General features: G+C 53.4%; 15 protein-coding genes, 11 tRNA genes and 2 rRNA genes. 4 read left to right on the top strand and 24 right to left on the bottom strand.

Going from position 1 to position 16,477, the window contains the following annotated elements; genetic code table 11:
• Positions 1 to 85: 85 nt before the first annotated feature.
• Positions 86 to 328, bottom strand: coding sequence for a post-transcriptional regulator (locus ABID47_RS00140; protein WP_076177013.1), 243 nt, complete (start codon positions 326 to 328; stop codon positions 86 to 88).
• A gap of 278 nt (positions 329 to 606) precedes the next feature.
• On the opposite strand from ABID47_RS00140, the gene spoVB reads away from it, so the two are divergent.
• Positions 607 to 2,241: a stage V sporulation protein B gene (spoVB, locus tag ABID47_RS00135; RefSeq protein WP_354495645.1), complete on the top strand. Its 1,635-nt coding sequence runs from the start codon at positions 607 to 609 to the stop codon at positions 2,239 to 2,241.
• Positions 2,242 to 2,264: 23 nt separating this feature from the next.
• Here the strand turns inward: spoVB and ABID47_RS00130 are convergent, their stop codons facing one another.
• Positions 2,265 to 3,083 (bottom strand): DUF421 domain-containing protein, encoded by an 819-nt coding sequence (locus ABID47_RS00130; protein WP_285855308.1) that lies wholly within the window; start codon positions 3,081 to 3,083, stop codon positions 2,265 to 2,267.
• A 217-nt stretch (positions 3,084 to 3,300) separates the two neighbouring features.
• Here ABID47_RS00130 and ABID47_RS00125 point away from each other — a divergent pair, with 217 nt between their 5' ends.
• Complete coding sequence (locus ABID47_RS00125) at positions 3,301 to 3,696, top strand: TIGR04086 family membrane protein (protein WP_354494385.1); 396 nt, start codon at positions 3,301 to 3,303, stop codon at positions 3,694 to 3,696.
• Positions 3,697 to 3,759: 63 nt separating this feature from the next.
• Complete coding sequence (locus ABID47_RS00120; protein WP_354494383.1) at positions 3,760 to 4,590, top strand: phosphatase PAP2 family protein; 831 nt, start codon at positions 3,760 to 3,762, stop codon at positions 4,588 to 4,590.
• 175 nt (positions 4,591 to 4,765) lie between these two features.
• On the opposite strand, the gene yajC is transcribed toward ABID47_RS00120, so the two are convergent.
• The 8 genes from yajC to ABID47_RS00080 all read right to left on the bottom strand — a co-directional run bounded on the left by yajC (position 4,766) and on the right by ABID47_RS00080 (position 12,739).
• On the bottom strand, positions 4,766 to 5,110 hold the full coding sequence (yajC, locus tag ABID47_RS00115) for a preprotein translocase subunit YajC (RefSeq protein WP_354494381.1): 345 nt from the start codon (positions 5,108 to 5,110) through the stop codon (positions 4,766 to 4,768).
• Between the two features lie 41 nt (positions 5,111 to 5,151).
• Positions 5,152 to 6,291 (bottom strand): tRNA guanosine(34) transglycosylase Tgt, encoded by a 1,140-nt coding sequence (gene tgt / locus ABID47_RS00110; protein ID WP_076176982.1) that lies wholly within the window; start codon positions 6,289 to 6,291, stop codon positions 5,152 to 5,154.
• 38 nt (positions 6,292 to 6,329) lie between these two features.
• Complete coding sequence (gene queA, locus ABID47_RS00105) at positions 6,330 to 7,358, bottom strand: tRNA preQ1(34) S-adenosylmethionine ribosyltransferase-isomerase QueA (RefSeq protein WP_354494379.1); 1,029 nt, start codon at positions 7,356 to 7,358, stop codon at positions 6,330 to 6,332.
• Positions 7,359 to 7,365: 7 nt separating this feature from the next.
• Positions 7,366 to 9,492 carry a SpoIID/LytB domain-containing protein gene (locus ABID47_RS00100; RefSeq protein WP_354494377.1) on the bottom strand — a complete coding sequence of 709 codons (2,127 nt, stop codon included), beginning with the start codon at positions 9,490 to 9,492 and terminating at the stop codon, positions 7,366 to 7,368.
• A 78-nt stretch (positions 9,493 to 9,570) separates the two neighbouring features.
• Entirely contained in the window at positions 9,571 to 10,575 is a 1,005-nt protein-coding gene (gene ruvB, locus ABID47_RS00095; RefSeq protein WP_076176979.1) for a Holliday junction branch migration DNA helicase RuvB, read from the bottom strand.
• A 36-nt stretch (positions 10,576 to 10,611) separates the two neighbouring features.
• On the bottom strand, positions 10,612 to 11,226 hold the full coding sequence (ruvA, locus tag ABID47_RS00090) for a Holliday junction branch migration protein RuvA (protein ID WP_354494375.1): 615 nt from the start codon (positions 11,224 to 11,226) through the stop codon (positions 10,612 to 10,614).
• Positions 11,223 to 11,726 (bottom strand): crossover junction endodeoxyribonuclease RuvC, encoded by a 504-nt coding sequence (gene ruvC / locus ABID47_RS00085; RefSeq protein ID WP_076176977.1) that lies wholly within the window; start codon positions 11,724 to 11,726, stop codon positions 11,223 to 11,225. The genes ruvA and ruvC overlap by 4 nt, the downstream gene beginning before the upstream one ends.
• Positions 11,727 to 11,845: 119 nt before the next feature.
• A complete protein-coding gene (locus ABID47_RS00080; protein WP_354494372.1) occupies positions 11,846 to 12,739 on the bottom strand; it encodes a LysR family transcriptional regulator in 894 nt (297 codons plus the stop codon).
• Between the two features lie 127 nt (positions 12,740 to 12,866).
• On the opposite strand from ABID47_RS00080, the gene ABID47_RS00075 reads away from it, so the two are divergent.
• On the top strand, positions 12,867 to 13,934 hold the full coding sequence (locus ABID47_RS00075; protein ID WP_354494370.1) for a branched-chain amino acid aminotransferase: 1,068 nt from the start codon (positions 12,867 to 12,869) through the stop codon (positions 13,932 to 13,934).
• Positions 13,935 to 14,074: 140 nt separating this feature from the next.
• Here the strand turns inward: ABID47_RS00075 and ABID47_RS00070 are convergent, their stop codons facing one another.
• The 14 genes from ABID47_RS00070 to ABID47_RS00005 form a co-directional block, all read right to left on the bottom strand.
• Positions 14,075 to 14,743, bottom strand: coding sequence for a BofC C-terminal domain-containing protein (locus ABID47_RS00070; RefSeq protein ID WP_076176974.1), 669 nt, complete (start codon positions 14,741 to 14,743; stop codon positions 14,075 to 14,077).
• 102 nt (positions 14,744 to 14,845) lie between these two features.
• Positions 14,846 to 14,919: transfer RNA gene (locus ABID47_RS00065), tRNA-Pro, on the bottom strand.
• A gap of 23 nt (positions 14,920 to 14,942) precedes the next feature.
• Positions 14,943 to 15,022: transfer RNA gene (locus ABID47_RS00060), tRNA-Leu, on the bottom strand.
• Positions 15,023 to 15,039: 17 nt separating this feature from the next.
• A tRNA-Arg gene (locus ABID47_RS00055) sits at positions 15,040 to 15,113 on the bottom strand.
• 18 nt (positions 15,114 to 15,131) lie between these two features.
• Positions 15,132 to 15,206 (bottom strand) — tRNA-Gly (locus ABID47_RS00050).
• Positions 15,207 to 15,223: 17 nt separating this feature from the next.
• Positions 15,224 to 15,299 (bottom strand) — tRNA-Lys (locus tag ABID47_RS00045).
• 268 nt (positions 15,300 to 15,567) lie between these two features.
• Positions 15,568 to 15,644: transfer RNA gene (locus ABID47_RS00040), tRNA-Asp, on the bottom strand.
• Between the two features lie 33 nt (positions 15,645 to 15,677).
• Positions 15,678 to 15,751: transfer RNA gene (locus ABID47_RS00035), tRNA-Met, on the bottom strand.
• A gap of 34 nt (positions 15,752 to 15,785) precedes the next feature.
• Positions 15,786 to 15,861 (bottom strand) — tRNA-Val (locus ABID47_RS00030).
• Positions 15,862 to 15,931: 70 nt separating this feature from the next.
• Positions 15,932 to 16,003 (bottom strand) — tRNA-Glu (locus tag ABID47_RS00025).
• A gap of 19 nt (positions 16,004 to 16,022) precedes the next feature.
• A tRNA-Ser gene (locus ABID47_RS00020) sits at positions 16,023 to 16,114 on the bottom strand.
• Positions 16,115 to 16,119: 5 nt separating this feature from the next.
• Positions 16,120 to 16,195 (bottom strand) — tRNA-Asn (locus ABID47_RS00015).
• 9 nt (positions 16,196 to 16,204) lie between these two features.
• Positions 16,205 to 16,321: ribosomal RNA gene (gene rrf, locus ABID47_RS00010) — 5S ribosomal RNA — on the bottom strand.
• A 59-nt stretch (positions 16,322 to 16,380) separates the two neighbouring features.
• Positions 16,381 to 16,477, bottom strand: a 23S ribosomal RNA gene (locus ABID47_RS00005); the annotation flags it as partial.

The raw sequence follows: 16,477 nt of genomic DNA, 5'->3' as shown, positions 1-16,477 counted from the left end.
GGCAGTCAATTTATCAATATTTGTCGTTTTCCGATTTTACAGTATCCCTCATCCCATTTGACACAAGCAGAAAAAAAGATCCCTTTCAATCGAAAGTGGATCCTTTATATGCGGATATGGTCATAAAATTCATAAACGTCATCACTTTCAAAGAGAGTATATCGTTGACCAGCATGTAGAGCGGAGGAATCCCTTCCTTCTCGTATTTGACGCTGACGCAGTTCCAAATGTCCTTGCTGGTTACATGCTCGTAGCCGACGAGTCTGAATTCCTCCGCCTTGCTGCGGCAGAGCGATTCAATCGCTTCCTCCAGCTGCCTGTCGTTCATTTCCTCAGAGCTCACTCTACGGCCTCCTCTCGATTGCCTCTTTCCACGCACGATCTGTTCTGGATGTCCTACAGTCCATTGTAGCACTGATTTGTTCTGTATTCGACCCCATCGCCTTCGATTCCTTCTTTTGTCCAAATGTTACCGGAAAGGATGAATGAGTTGGGACAGGTTCAGCATATCCATTAAACAAGGTCTGACATTACCAAAAGTGGCAGCACAGCTTCGACACGGGAAGAGGGAGTGGACAATTGAACAAACATCCTAAAAATCCAGGCATCAAAAAGCAAACCTTTATCCAAGGCACGATGATTTTGCTTGCCGCCGGCATCGTGAACCGCATTCTCGGGTTTATACCGCGCATCGCCCTGCCCCGGATCATCGGCGCCGAAGGGGTGGGGATTTATCAGCTGGGTTATCCTTTTTTCCTGGTGATTATGACGCTGATCACAGGGGGTGTCCCGCTGGCGATCGCCAAGCTGGTGTCGGAAGCGGAAACCGAAGGCAAACCGCAAAATTCAAAGTATGTCCTGCGGGTCAGCCTTGGGTTGACGGTGGGTCTCAGCGTGCTGTTTATGGCTTTATGCCTGTGGCTGGCCCCTTGGATCACGACAACAATTATTACGGATTCCCGCGTGTACTACACCTTTGTCAGCATGACGCCCATGCTCGTTATCGTGGCCATCTCGTCCGTCTACCGCGGCTATTTCCAGGGAAGGCAGAACATGATTCCGTCCGCGACCTCTTCGATTATCGAGACTGTTTTTCGGATCGTGTGCACGCTGTGGTTCGCCTACCTGCTGTTGCCAAAAGGAATAGCTTATGCGGCTGCCGGAGCCATGCTTGGCGTGATGGCCGGGGAATTTTTCGGGCTGCTCGCCCTGCTGTGGCAGTACCACCGGGACGAGAACTGGCTGTCGTCCAGGCAAGCCCGGAGAGAGAAAGCAAAGCAGCACAAAAAAGCCGGCCTTGAAGACAGTTCCGGCAGCCAGGTCAGCCGCGGATTGTTTCCACGCCTGCTTGGCATCACCGTACCGGTCACCGCCGGGCGTTTAGTCGGCTCCTTTTCTTACCTGCTTGAATCGATTATTACAGCCCAGAGCCTAGCGCTCGCCGGTGTCGTCACTGCTGTAGCAACCGCCCAGTATGGCGCGCTGCAAGGCATGGTCATCCCGCTGCTGCTGCTTCCGGGCGTACTGACCTCGTCCCTCGCGGTCTCGCTCGTACCTTCGCTGTCCGAAGCCGCCGCCCGCAAAGACAAGCTTACGATCCACAAACGGTTAAACCAGACGATCCGGCTCGCGCTCGTCACCGGCGCCCCCTTTGCCGTCATTATGTATGTCCTTGCAGAGCCGCTGTGCCTGCTGCTGTACAACAATGTGGACATCTCCAACATGCTGCGCACGATGGCGCCATTTGCGCTGTTTCTGTACGTTCAGGCACCGCTTCAGGCCACCCTACAGGCGCTAGACCGGCCAAGCCGCGCCCTGTTCAACACCTTGATCGGAGCCGTCCTCAAGCTGTTCCTGATCTGGTACCTGTCCTCCCAGCCGGAGTACGGCATTTACGGGGCCGTTATCGCGATTATCATCAACAGCATCGTGGTCACGTTCCTGCACGGGTTCAGCGTCAGCCGGCTGCTCGCCTACCGTTTCCGGATGTTCGATCTGCTGAAGCTGGCGGGAGCCATGATCATCATGACGGGCATTACCCAATACGGCTATCTCCATCTGCCACTGGGAGGAATCGTTTGGATCCGCTTTTTGGCAGCCATGTCTATTGGCATGATCGCTTTTGTGGCCGCCGTGTTTGCTTTAAAGCTGGTGTCCCTGCGAGATCTGTCCCGCATGCCCTACCTTGAAAAATGGTTCAAACCTAGAAATCCAAGAAACCCCAAGACACCTGCCGCCTGATCCGCAGCACGGAAAGTTCCGTCTTATTTGCGGTCGATATAAAGCCGGCCTTTATGGTCGATGGAGCAGAGAAACACGTCTTTAAACTCTTTGATTCCCTGCTGTCGGATCTGATTTTTCAGCCAGAAGCGGTTTTTGTTCAGCCGCTCCAAATTGTCGTCCTGTACTTTTCCGTCCATGATGAGCGGGATCGGCAATATGCCATAGGTAAATTTTCCGCTGGGAACCAGAATTTTTTTGCTGCGGTTTCTCGCCGGGACCCGGGACGGATCGGCATATGGGGTTCTATAGATCTGTTTCGGCTTGCCGGCGGTCTCCTCTGAACGTGAAATAGCTAACGCATTGCCGGCATGGCCTTGTAGCTTGCCGTTTCGATTTGACTTCTCCTGGGGAACGGGCATGTCGTACTTTTCTTTTTTTTCATTCCGTTTGGATTTAGGAATAACCGTCAACTGCCCGGAGTTTTCCAGAATTGCAAATTCCACATCCGCCACGTTTTCGATACTTCGCCCGCGCAATTGAAGAAGCAAATCGTCCAGATTATACCGATGCTTCCTCATTTCTTCACGATTGAGCTTGCCTCCCGATACGAGGATGGCCGGTTTTCCTTCGAATAACAGGCGGATTTTCCGGCTCTTCAAGCTGATGAAAGCAATCGTGATCTGAATCAAGACAAGCGTAGCCATCGGAAAGAGTCCGTCCGTGATCGGACGCGCCGTATCCTCCAGCACAAAAACGCCGATTTCAGCGATCATGATCGAGATGACCAGGTCAAAAATGGACAGCTTCCCGATCTCCCGCTTGCCCATGATCCGGAGGGTCAGGTAGATGACAAAGTACATCAGGACGGTTCGGAAAATAGGAATCAGTATATCGGATATCACGGCCACCCGCTCCTTTCTGTGCCATTCATCATGCCAATTAAGGATATTTTGACCTTTCGGGAACACGGACATTCAGAAGCCGGTGCGATAAATTATTGGAAAATTACTTGTACTACTGGGGCAAGCCGTCACATAAATTTACATTAAATTGTGGAACTATGAAGGGGGTTCTCTTATGCATTTGATCCGTCGCCTGTTCTCTTTTCGGATCTCCAATCCCACTTTGTCGGGACTGTATTATTCCTTTTTCTGGATGATGGTCGGGGCGCTTATTCTTTCTTTCCTGTTGTGGTCAAGCGGCATGAAAGAACAAAGCCTGTCCCGCTACATTTACGTGGTTCATGCTGTCGCCGCAGCATTTGGAGGTCTTGTATCCGGGAAGCGTTCAGGCAGACGGGGTTGGTACCACGGCGGATTAACCGGCATTTTGTACGGTCTCATGATCATCATGATCGGATTTTTGGCCCTTGACAGCAGCCTTCGGCTTGGAGATTTGCTGTTGATCGCAGCCGTTATTGCTTCGGGAGCCATCGGGGGCATGTTCGGGGTGAATTTAAAAAACAAATCGTAACCATTAAACTCCTCGCATGTGCTACACTAAGTGCACTTAAAGCAAGAGGAGGACGTCCCCGACGTGTTGTATGACTCTATGAATTATATTTCGGCAGCAACGCTTGTTATGGCGATCGGGCTGATCTGGCTGGGCACCCTGCGCAACCCTCTGAGGGCCGGATGGCTGCTGATCCGGGAGTTTGGGATCAATCGCAAATTTTTGGGTCTATTCGCTTTGATGGCTGCAATCCTCCTGTTCAACAGGTACGAACTGCAAATCGAAGCAGCCATGCATATAAAGCAAGACTTCACCCCGTGGGTATTCGGGATCGAGGGGCATTTCGTACAGCATCTGCAGCAGTTTTTTCACAGCCCTTACATTACGCCCGTATCGGTATTTTTTTACGTAGTGGTGTTCCAATCCTTACTGATCGCTATGCTTGGAATCTTTGCGGCCGACGGGAACAAAGCCTTTCTCATGGCTGCCTGCATAGCTGTCTTCATCAATTATGCGGTGGCCATCCCGTTTTACCTCTTCTTTCCCGTGAACGAGGTTTGGTCCTTTCCGCCATCCGGCGCGTCGTTCTACATGCTGGAGGTTTTTCCGAAATTCGAGCAGGCGTACCGGCCGCTATCCGGTATTAACAACTGCTTTCCAAGCCTCCACACTTCGATTTCCATCACCATGCTGGTGCTCGGGATCCGTTCAGGGAATCGCCGACTGGCCCTCATGACGCTGGTCAGCGCCGTCATCATCATTTTCAGCATCTTCTACCTCGGCATCCATTGGCTGACGGATTCGGTCGCCGGTACCCTGCTCGGTCTGCTTGCCGCTTCCACTGGGATCTACTGGGGACGGAGGCTTGCGCACCCGAAGCAGCAAAAAGTAAAGCCTATCGTATCCGATCTCTAATACAAAAAGGCTGCACCCTTGTCCGTAGACAAGCTGTGCAGCCTTTTTGTCATCCGTAAGTATGAACATCGGCGACAGCAGCAGAGCTCCCTCTGCTGCCATCGTTATGTGATGTGCCTGGTCTTACTGGAAATGTGGCTTATGAACGCTCTCCCCGTATAGTACCCGGATCGTCTTAGGACGATTTCTCGGATTCGCCGGAGCTCGAGCTAATCGCGTGGCTGATGGAACCGCGATCGAAGGTCAGCTTCGTCACGTCGTTCACCCGCAGGACCACGATATCGTCCGTAATTTCCATAATCGTTCCGTGCAAGCCGCCGATCGTTACGACCTTATCCCCCTTCTTCAATGCGCTCAGCATGGAAGTACGGGTCTTCTGTTTCTTCTGCTGCGGACGGATCAACAGGAAGTAGAAAATCGCGAACATCAGGACGAGCGGCAAAATCAAGCCGACAAGGCCGCCTCCTCCGGAGCCGTTAGCACCAGCTGCTAATTCAATAGTTTGTGATTGGTTGAACATATGCTTTTCCCCCCTTTCAAATACAATACTGCTGTTGAAGCTTAAAACCCTTTATCATTGTCATAAAGCCCATATTGTTCAAAAAACTCATCGCGAAAATCAAGCAGCCTGTCCTCCATAATGGCCTGGCGCACCTGCTTCATCAGATTGATGAGGAAATGCAGGTTGTGGTAAGTGGTCAAACGGAGTCCGAAGGTTTCATCCGCTTTGATCAAATGCCGCAGATAGGCTCTTGAATAGTTCCGGCAAGTATAGCAGTCACATGCTGGGTCAAGCGGGCCAAAATCTCTGGCGTATTGCGCATTGCGAACGACTAGCCGTCCCTGGCTGGTCATGGTCGTTCCGTTCCGGGCGATCCGTGTCGGCAGGACGCAGTCAAACATGTCCACGCCCCGGATGGAGCCCTCGATCAGTGCATCCGGCGACCCTACGCCCATCAAATAGCGGGGCTTGTTGTCCGGAAGCAGCGGAACGGTGTAATCCAGCACTTCGTACATCAGCTGCTTGGACTCTCCTACGCTGAGTCCACCAATAGCATACCCCGGGAAATCCATGGAAGTCAAATCACGTGCGCTCTGTTTGCGCAAGTCTTCATACATGCCGCCTTGAACGATGGCAAAGAGCCCCTGATCATGAGGTCTGGCATGACTGTTCAGGCAGCGCTCGGCCCAGCGGGTCGTGCGTTCCAGGGATTTCTTAACGTAGTCGTACTCGGCCGGATACGGCGGACACTCGTCAAAAGCCATCATAATGTCCGAGCCAAGCGCGTTCTGGATTTCCATGGCCACTTCCGGCGACAGAAACAGCTTGTCTCCGTTCAAGTGGGACCGGAAATGCACGCCTTCTTCGGTAATTTTACGCATCTCGCTCAAGCTGAACACCTGAAATCCGCCGCTGTCCGTCAGAATCGGACGGTCCCAGTTCATGAAGCGGTGCAGTCCCCCGGCTTCGCGGATGATGTCATGGCCCGGGCGCAGGAACAGATGGTACGTATTGCTCAAAATGATCTGCGCATTCATTTCCTTCAGTTCTTCCGGGCTCATTGTCTTGACCGTGGCAAGCGTTCCAACCGGCATAAAGATCGGCGTCTCGATCACGCCGTGGGGTGTATGCACACGTCCCAGCCGGGCTCCCGATTGCTTGCACGTTTTAATATGTTCATAAGTAATTGCTGCTGCCATGATTAAATACCATCCTCTTATATGCCGATCAACCGGTCTTAATAGATAAACATCGCATCGCCGAAGCTGAAGAAGCGGTATCTTTCCTTCACAGCCTCCGCATATGCGTTCAAAATATGCTCGCGTCCCGCCAGCGCGCTGACCAGCATGACCAGCGTCGACTTCGGCAGGTGGAAATTAGTGATCAGGGCGTTTACGACTTTGAACGTATACCCCGGATAGATAAAAATATCGGTCCAGCCGCTGCAGGCTTCAAGCAGGCCGCCTTCAAAGCGCGTTCCGATCGTCTCGAGCGTCCGGCAGGAGGTGGTTCCTACGGCAACGATTCTTCCTCCACGGGCTCTGGCCTCGTTCAGGATATCCGCTGTCTCCTGGTTCACCGAGTAATACTCCGCATGCATGACATGATCCTCTACGCGTTCAACCGACATCGGCCGGAACGTGCCAAGACCGACATGAAGCGTAATGAAAGCGACCGTCACGCCTTTGGCACGGATTTGATCCAGCAGCTCTTCGGTAAAATGAAGGCCGGCCGTCGGAGCCGCAGCGGAACCCTCATGCTTGGAATAGACCGTCTGGTAACGCTCCTTGTCGTCCAGCTTCTCCTTGATATAAGGCGGGAGAGGCATTTGACCCAGCCGGTCGAGAATCTCCTGAAAAATCCCTTGATAGGTAAAGGTCAGCTTCCGCTCACCCATTTCCCCCTCATCCTCTATGACCGCCTGAAGCTCGTCGCCGAACCGGATCACGCTGCCCTTTTTCAGCTTTTTCCCAGGCTTTACGAGCGCTTCCCAGGTGTCCCCTTGCAAATTTTTCAAGAGAAGCACTTCGGCTTTGGCCCCCGTCCCTTCTTTCACGCCGAACAGTCTCGCCGGAATGACCCGGGTATCGTTGAGAACCAGCGTGTCGCCGGGCTGAAGCTCGTCTGCGATATCTTTGAAGGTGCGGTGGGCGATCGATCCGTCCTGCTTGTTCAATGTTAACAGGCGGGATGCCGTCCGCTCCGGCAAAGGAGTCTGTGCGATTAATTCTTCTGGCAACTCAAAATCGTATAAGTCTACATTCATCTGTTCGTCATTCCTTAACAATAGTTACATTCTGATAATAGTGTTTCAAAATGTCCTGGTACCCATACCCGGCGTCCGCCATTCCTTTGGCTCCCCACTGGGAGAGTCCGAGGCCATGGCCGTTGCCGCGGCCCACAAACAGAAACGCTTCACCTGCTTCGATCCGGCGCGCCTTCGAATCCCCGTTCATGACGATCGTGCCTTTTCCAGCGATGGAAGAAGTCCCTGAAGCGGAAATGACCGACGTGTCGGACGTGCCGGAAACCTTCGTCGTTGTCCCGTTTGCGCTTAATACAGTATAGCTTCCTGTAGGTACAATATCAAACAATGTGCTTGGCAGACCGTTCAAAGCTGAACGGAACATGTCCGGATATTTCACATCTAAAATCTGCCCGTTGGCCTTAATTTGGATCGCCCGTCCGGACGGTCCCCGCTTGGTGACCTCCAGCGTGCTGATCGTGGAAGGTGCAGCCGTTGAGGTCTTGCCCTTCAGCGTTGCGACCAGCTCGGCCGAAGTATAAGGTCCCCGAACCCAGTCGTAGGTTCCCGATTCCTTCACCTGCTCCAAAACGACGGCGGTATCGCCGGGGTTCATCTGCGCGGCAGGCTCGACGTTCGATTGAATGAGCGGAAGCGGACGCACGTTGGTGTTCTTGGCCGTCACCGTGACTTTTGCAAGTCCGGCAGCCGTCGCCGTGCCCAGTTCCTTGACATTGTCCTCTCTGACATAACCGGTAATCCCGTTGCTGAGAAGAACGTGGTACCAGGTTTTAGCCCCGTTTTGCGCGGCTACGTCTTCCTTGCTATCGACGGTACCGAACGCAGCTCCACCGCTGTTCCATACCTCGGTCGGGTCGGCCGATGCGCCCCCGGCATTGGAAGAGAATACGGCCTCGACAACATTGCCGTTTTGCAGCAGCAGTTCGCCCTGTGTGGCGTCTACGGCACCGATGACGCTTGGCGTTTCGGAGGCAACTCCGTTGTAAACTTGGCTGAGCGTCGTATCCACGACATCCGCCACCTTGAACTTATTATTGCTGCTGCTGATCTGGAAAGCAGCATAGCTGCGGGCAGCCACGGCTTGGGCTTTGAGCGACTCCTCCGGCCAGGACGACGGCACTTCGCCGCCGACGACCGCATAGAGGTATTGCTCAAAAGGCAGCTCGTTCACGAGCGCCAGCTGGCCGTTCACCATGCTGATCTCCATGCCGCCCCGGTATGTACGCCCCGATCTTTCCGCCACTTTAAGTTGGTCACCGCTGCTGGTAATCCAGCCTTTGGCATTGGTCCCGCTGACCACGATATGTTTCACCGCGGCGGTGCTTCCCGGGCTGCTCCCGGCATCACTGCGGATGATCAGCGCCGGCTGCGATGCATCCACCTCCGACAGCGTGGCCGCTGGAAGCTTTGCGCTTACCGCACTGCGTACCGCCGCCAGGCCGGATGCGTCTGCCGCTTCGCCGACCCATACCGCATAACGGCCACCGCCGTCTCCGCCCGGCTGAACCGCCACAAACGCATCGGCGCCGGCTGCCTGGATTTGCTGGGCCGCAGCTGCCGCTTCAGCCTCCGTTGCATAGGTCCCTGCCGACAAGTGATTGCCGCCGGTCACGACCGGAGTCTGTCCGTTCAGCTGTCCCGCTGCGGTTTTCGCTGTCCGCGCCGCGGCATCGTTAGCCGCCTGCAGGCTTGCATACATACCGGTATACACCTGATACACCGTTCCGGCACCCGTCGATGCGGTAAAGATGACCGGCTTGTCGGCCGACGCGTTCAATTTTTTATAGGCATCCGCCGCCGTTTTGGCATCGGAAGTAGCGAGTACTTTCACGCGGAATCCATCCACGCTGAATTTAGCCGTCTCGTTAGCCCCAAAGGACACAAGAGCCGGAGCCCCCGAAGCAGCCGATATTCCTGCAGACCATGACTGTCCCGATGACAGTGTGACGACAGGCGTCGTTGATTTATAGGTACTTCCCAAGTCGAGGAACAAGCCTACGCGGATTTGATCCATGCTCGTTCCCGCGGCTTCTGCAGTCACGGCCGGCAGCTGCAGGACTCCCGTTGCCAGCACGGCAGCTAAAATCCCCTTGCTTCCCCACTGGCCCGCTTTCGTTCTCCACCAATTTCCCACTCGTCATTCTCCTCCCGCTTCTGTCTGAAAATGTGTTCGAACCATTTCACGTCCGGCAGCCTCGTAACAATTACTTCCTTACTGGTCAGTCGGCATCGGCAAGCCTAAATGCTGATAGCCCGCAGCCGTTACCATTCTTCCCCGCGGCGTCCGCTGGAGAAATCCGATCTGCAGCAGGTAAGGCTCGTATACGTCTTCGATCGTCTGGCTCTCTTCGCCGATGGTGGCCGCGATCGTATCGAGGCCGACCGGACCGCCACGGAAGCTCGTGATCATGGCGTGAAGCATTTTATAATCGATCTGATCCAGTCCTTTCGGATCGACCTGCAGCATCTTCAGCGACTCCTCCGCGATGGCCGGCGTAATCATGCCGTCCCCCCGGACCTGGGCAAAATCCCGGACCCGGCGCAGCAGCCGGTTCGCGATCCGCGGCGTCCCCCTGGACCGCAGGGCGATCTCGTCGGCCGCATCCCCGATTATTTCGATGCCGAGAATGTCGGCACCTCTGGAGACGATGTAGCTGAGCTCGTCCACCGTATAAAACTCGAGGCGGCTGACGACGCCAAAGCGGTCCCGCAGCGGTGCGGACAGCAGCCCGGCCCGTGTCGTCGCTCCGATCAAGGTGAACGGGGGCAAGTCCAACCGCACAGACCGTGCACTGGGCCCTTTACCGATCATGATGTCCAGTGCAAAATCTTCCATCGCCGGGTAGAGCACTTCTTCAACCGTCCGGTGCAGCCGGTGGATTTCGTCAATGAACAGCACGTCCCCTTCCTGGAGATTCGTCAGCAGTGCCGCCAGGTCTCCCGGCCGCTCAATGGCCGGCCCCGACGTCGTCCGCAGGTTCACGCCCAGCTCGTTGGCAATGATATTGGCCAATGTCGTTTTTCCGAGGCCCGGAGGCCCGTACAGCAGCACGTGATCCAGCGCTTCATTGCGCATTTTGGCTGCCTCAATATAAATTTTCAGGTTTTCCTTCACCTGGTTCTGTCCGATATATTCCGCAAGATAACGAGGACGCAGGCTAAGCTCTACCGCCTGGTCCTCCATCATCAGGTTTGCCGATATGATACGGTCATCCATTGCTATCGCTCCTCTTGTAACGCCCGCTTACCATAACTATCCCGCATAGAGCTGCTTGAGCGCCCGTTTCATTAAAATGTCCACCGAATCCCCAAACGCCGTGTCATCCTTGATCTTGTGCCATACCCGGTCCAGCTCGACGTCGGTATAACCGAGCGCCTTAAGGCCTTCGCGCGCTTCGGACCAAGCCGATCCGTCGCCTTCCACCGGTTCAGGAACCGCAAACAGACCTGTCGCCATAGCCGCCGTGCCAAAACCGTCGAGCTTGTCCTTCAGGTCCAGAATCATGCGCTGTGCGGTCTTCTTGCCGATCCCCGGCAGCTTGGTCAGGAACGTAATGTTCTCCTGATAAATGGCCGTCACGACATGATCCGGCGTGCCCCCGCCGAGAATGCCCAAGGCTACCTTAGGGCCGATCCCCGACACATCGATCAGCTTGCGGAACAGCTGCTGCTCCTCGCGCGTTGGAAAGCCGAACAGCAGAATGGCGTCTTCCCTGACGTGGTGGTGGGTATATACGGTGACCGGACCATCCGTCTTGGCAAACACGAAAGGGTTCGGGCAAAATACCCGGTAGCCTACTCCCTGCACGTCAAGCACAATGTACTCATTCTCCAGATGGATCACGGGTCCTCTCAAAAAATCGATCATTTTCTCAATACCTCATTTATTCTGGAATTTAACGTGTACGAATGGGCGTGGCAAATCGCCACGGCCAGCGCGTCGGCCACATCATCCGGCTTGGGCACCGCCTGCAGCTTCAGGAACATGCGAACCATTTCCTGCACCTGCTTCTTCTCCGCTTTGCCGTATCCGACGATGGCCTGCTTCACCTGCATTGGGGTGTACTCGGCGATCGGCAGTCCGCGCTGCGTTGCCGCCAAAATCAGAACGCCGCGCGCCTGACTGACGGACATGGCCGTCGTGACGTTTCTATTAAAAAACAATTTCTCGAAAGCTACCGCTTCCGGCTGATATTTATCAATAAGCTGGAGCATCGCCTCATAGACGTGCAGCAGCCGTTCTTCATCAGGTGTATGGGCTTCCGTCTGAATGCATCCATACTGAACCGGAGTGACCTTACTTCCGTTTTTATCGATAAATCCGAATCCGACGATCGCAATCCCCGGGTCAATTCCTAAAATTCGCAAGTCATTTCTCTCCCTTGGTATAAAGCGAACATATGTATTCGTTCTCTTCATTATAATGTAAAACTTCATACCAAGTCTATGATTCTACTAAAAGAGGTATGCCTGCATCCGGGACAGGCCTACACAGACTCCGTCCCGGAAGGAGTGAACGTCCGGATGAGCTCGTTGATAAAAGCAAGCATCGCTGTGCTCAGAAACGTCTGCTTCCGGTAAACGATGCCGACCTTCTTCTGGGGGACGGGCTCAACGATCGGTACAGTGCGGATCGAAGGATCGGAGCCTTGTACAAGATAGGACCTGGGTAGTATGGTCGCGCCGACCCCGAGCCGGACCATCTGCAGCATGGAGTCCATCGTCGACAGCTCAAACGCCGGTTGAAGCTGCACCCCGGCTTGAGCGCTGTAGCTATCCACCATTTGACGTACCAGAAACTTTTCAGGAAAAAGGATTAGCGGCACCTCTGTCAGTTGGTCCAGTTTCACAACTTCTGTGGCTGCAAGGTGATGCTGCTTCGCGACAGCCAGGCACAGCTCTTCGGTATAGAGCTCTTTGCTGACCAGCTGCTCGTCCTCCAGCGGGAGAAAAACGACTCCAAGATCCAGCTTGTTAGCCAGCAGACCGGCCCTCGTTTCCTCCGTCGCCAGCTCCACGACCGAAATCGAAATGCCAGGCTGCTTCTGGTGAAAAGAAATCAGCGTCCTCGTCAGCAGATGGTTGCCTGAGCAGCCGATCGTCAGCCTCCCCCGCTGCATCCCTTTCAGTTCATTGATTTCGGACTGCGCCTGCTCCAGCTCATGAAAAATGTTCAGCGCATGCTCCTTCAGCGTTTGCCCCGCTTCCGTCAAATAGTTCCGTTTTCCGATCCTTTGAAAAAGGGGCATGCCCACCCTCTCCTCGAGCAGGCGGATTTGCTGGCTGAGCGTCGGTTGGCTGATGCCCAATTGAACGGCTGCTTTCGTAAAATGAAGCTCTTCGCATACGGCAAGAAAGTATTCCAGCAGGCGGAAATCCATAAGCCTCCCCCTTCACCCTAACCATAGTTAATAACTATTATTTTAATTGATAACATTGAATTGACCAATCATTTTTTATTCCCTATAGTGAGAATAATAAATTGTTATAGATGAGGTGAGCGTTGCAATGATACAAGAGATCAGCATTCAGTTAACCACCGAGCCGCGAACACGTCCGGACAGCGAGGAGCTTGGCTTCGGCAAGTATTTTACAGATCACATGTTTCTGATGGATTATACGCTGGAGAAGGGATGGCATGATCCGCGGATCGTTCCTTACGCCCCGCTGCAGACGGATCCGGCTTCGATGGTATTCCATTATGGGCAGGCTGTATTCGAAGGTCTGAAGGCATACCAAACTGCTTCCGGCGAGCTTCTTCTGTTCCGCCCTGACAAAAACATGACGCGGCTGAACCGCTCCAACGAACGCTTGGGCATTCCTGAAGTGTCGGGCGACTTTGTCATTGAAGCGATTCGCACCCTCATTAACATCGATCGTGCTTGGGTTCCGACGGCTCCAGGAACATCGCTGTACATCCGGCCTTTTATCATTGCTACGGAAGCTTGCCTCGGCGTGAGAGAATCCCACACCTACCAGCTGATCGTCATTCTGTCGCCTGTAGGCGCTTACTATTCTGGCGGGCTTGCCCCGGTAAAAATTAATGTGGAAAGCTCCTATACCCGTGCCGTGCAGGGCGGAATCGGGCATGCGAAGGCAGCCGGCAACTACGCGGCAAGCATCAAAGCCCAAAGCAATGCCAAGAAAGGCGGCTACTCCCAGGTGCTGTGGCTCGATGCACTGGAAAAGAAGTACATTGAAGAGGTTGGCAGCATGAACATCTTTTTCAAAATCGGCGGTAAAGTGATCACCCCGGCCATTAACGGCAGCATTCTGGAAGGTGTGACCCGGGCTTCGGTTCTGGAGCTGCTCGACAGCTGGAACATCCCGGTGGAAGAGCGGAAAATATCGATTGAGGAGATTTTTGAGGCCAATGCCAAGGGCGAATTGGAGGAAGTGTTCGGCACGGGGACTGCGGCTGTCATTTCCCCTGTCGGCGAATTATATTGGAATGACCGGCAAGTCCTTATTAACGATGGCCAAATCGGCCCATACTCGCAAAAGCTGTATGACACCCTAACGGGTATCCAGACCGGGCGGCTTCCAGATCCATTGAAATGGACGATGCCCGTTTAAGTCCCCATAGGATGAATGCAAAAAAAAGCTTTCCCGTTCGCCTCATCGCTGGCAGGAAAGCTTTTTTCATTTGCGTTCTATTCCTTTTATCGATATTACGTTTAAAGCAAAGGACATCGAACATCAGAACATCCTGGTCTTTATCCTTTTCGGGCATAATCGCTGAATGTGGACAGCACGCTGTTGTATTCGTCAATGTCCTGCACCCGGATGCCGTCATAAAGCTGTTGCACGGCTCCGTCTGGCAGGGAGGATTCCATCGAGTTGATATCCAGTTGGAAAAAGGTTTTAATGACCTTTTCGTGTGTCGGCGGTCCCTCGAACAAGGTCAGATTCCCATCTTTGTCGAGGCTGATGTAAGCCTGTTCCTTACAGGTCGGGGATAGATCCGAAATGGTTTCCTCAAACCGGATTTGTCCCTTCCCAGTAAACTCGCCTTTCCAGGTTGGATGCTCATTCATCAGGGAGTAGATGTCATCGCTGCTCAGTTGTCCGAGCACCTGTTCCTCCTCACCGCATATATAAACTTGGCGAACGGTTACTTCGTTTGTACCCTTCGTTTGATTCAACGTCTTCCAGAATTCCGAATTATCTACAGTGTCGTCGGAACCTTCCGTCTGCTCATAATGCTGAAGCGTTTCAATGGCAACCGGCGGTTTCGTACTGAGCAGGCTCTGTACCTGATCCGGAAGATACGATCCGAGCCAGACCAAAGCAAGCATTAACGAAGAGATCCCCAGCGTCAACGCTCTGCGTCTCCAACGTCTCCATTGCTTTTGTATTTTCTTTTTAATTCGCGCTGCATTCACGGTAATCCCCTTCTATTCTCTATCTTTTTCCTTTATTGTGACCGGGGAAATACCAAATTATACAGCAAAAAACCACCGAAATTCATTCGGTGGTTGATCTGATCGGGACGACACGATTTGAACATGCGACCCCCTGGTCCCAAACCAGGTGCTCTACCAAGCTGAGCTACGTCCCGTTATTCATCTGAAAATGTTAAAATGCCGGTGAAGGGACTCGAACCCCCACGGTTTCCCTCACGATTTTGAGTCGCGCGCGTCTGCCAATTCCGCCACACCGGCTCGGTAAAACATAAGTACGCGCCCTAAGAGATTCGAACTCCTGACCTTTTGATTCGTAGTCAAACGCTCTATCCAGCTGAGCTAAGGGCGCCGGTAAAGGCAAAAAAAATGGAGCGGACGACGGGAATCGAACCCGCGACCCTCGCCTTGGCAAGGCGATGCTCTACCGCTGAGCCACGTCCGCAAAACCAAAAATAAAACTGGTGAGCCATGAAGGACTCGAACCTTCGACACCCTGATTAAAAGTCAGGTGCTCTACCAACTGAGCTAATGGCTCTTAATTCAAGAGGATTCTCATCCCTGAAGTAAAGATCATGGCGATTCTAACGGGATACTCTCTCTTCGTTCGAGACTGCGATGCAGTGCTAACGAAGCGAATGCTTCGACGAACCCGTTAATTCGGATTCTGATCCCTTGAAGCAATTTAAAATGGCGGAACCGACGGGATACTCTCTCTTCGTTCGAGACTGCGATGCAGTGCTAATGAAGCGAATGCTTCGACGAACCCGTTAATTCGGATTCTGATCCCTTGAAGCAATTTAAAATGGCGGAACCGACGGGATTCGAACCCGCGATCTCCTGCGTGACAGGCAGGCATGTTAGGCCTCTACACCACGGTTCCACGGCCTTTGGAATCTCCATCTTAAGGAGATAATTGCGGGGGCAGGATTTGAACCTACGACCTTCGGGTTATGAGCCCGACGAGCTACCGGACTGCTCCACCCCGCGTCATTAAAAGTATTTATTTTCTTTAAAGCATACATGGTGGAGGCTGAGGGGATCGAACCCCCGACCCTCTGCTTGTAAGGCAGATGCTCTCCCAGCTGAGCTAAGCCTCCATAATATAAACGAAGTAATGCTCCGACGAACCCTTTTTTGGATTCACATCCCTGATGCTAATAAAGAAAGTGACCCGTATGGGATTCGAACCCATGTTACCTCCGTGAAAGGGAGGTGTCTTAACCCCTTGACCAACGGGCCGCGCTATAAAAATCCAAGCTGGCGGAGAGAGAGGGATTCGAACCCTCGAGACGCTTTTGGCGCCTACACGATTTCCAATCGTGCTCCTTCGGCCAACTCGGACACCTCTCCACAAGTGGCTCCCCGAACAGGACTCGAACCTGTGACAACTCGATTAACAGTCGAGTGCTCTACCAACTGAGCTATCAGGGAATATGTATCGCTTGGCAACGTCCTACTCTCCCAGGACCCTTCGGTCCAAGTACCATCGGCGCTGGAGGGCTTAACGGTCGTGTTCGGGATGGGTACGCGTGGAACCCCTCCGCTATCGCCACCAAACGTTCAAGTGTTTGATCACTTGAAAACTAGATACGAAACGAATCTGCATTTTATATTTATAGGATAAGCCCTCGACCGATTAGTATTGGTCAGCTCCATGCATTGCTGCACTTCCACCTCCAACCTATCTACCTCGTCGTCTACAAGGGGTCTTAC

It is taken from the genome of Paenibacillus favisporus, assembly GCF_040545415.1.
GTDB classification, from domain to species: Bacteria; Bacillota; Bacilli; order Paenibacillales; family Paenibacillaceae; genus Paenibacillus_AQ; species Paenibacillus_AQ favisporus.
This window is presented reverse-complemented; position numbering and strand designations above follow the sequence as displayed.

Bases quoted from the DNA above. Each gene is read 5' to 3' on its own strand.
- ABID47_RS00130 (WP_285855308.1), bottom strand. From the start codon at position 3,083: ATGTACTTTGTCATCTACCTGACCCTCCGGATCATGGGCAAGCGGGAG.
- ABID47_RS00140 (WP_076177013.1), bottom strand. From the start codon at position 328: ATGAACGACAGGCAGCTGGAGGAAGCGATTGAATCGCTCTGCCGCAGC.
- ABID47_RS00075 (WP_354494370.1), top strand. From the start codon at position 12,867: ATGATACAAGAGATCAGCATTCAGTTAACCACCGAGCCGCGAACACGT.
- ruvA (WP_354494375.1), bottom strand. From the start codon at position 11,226: ATGATCGATTTTTTGAGAGGACCCGTGATCCATCTGGAGAATGAGTAC.
- yajC (WP_354494381.1), bottom strand. From the start codon at position 5,110: ATGTTCAACCAATCACAAACTATTGAATTAGCAGCTGGTGCTAACGGC.
- ruvB (WP_076176979.1), bottom strand. From the start codon at position 10,575: ATGGATGACCGTATCATATCGGCAAACCTGATGATGGAGGACCAGGCG.
- tgt (WP_076176982.1), bottom strand. From the start codon at position 6,291: ATGGCAGCAGCAATTACTTATGAACATATTAAAACGTGCAAGCAATCG.
- queA (WP_354494379.1), bottom strand. From the start codon at position 7,358: ATGAATGTAGACTTATACGATTTTGAGTTGCCAGAAGAATTAATCGCA.
- ABID47_RS00125 (WP_354494385.1), top strand. From the start codon at position 3,301: ATGCATTTGATCCGTCGCCTGTTCTCTTTTCGGATCTCCAATCCCACT.
- ABID47_RS00080 (WP_354494372.1), bottom strand. From the start codon at position 12,739: ATGGATTTCCGCCTGCTGGAATACTTTCTTGCCGTATGCGAAGAGCTT.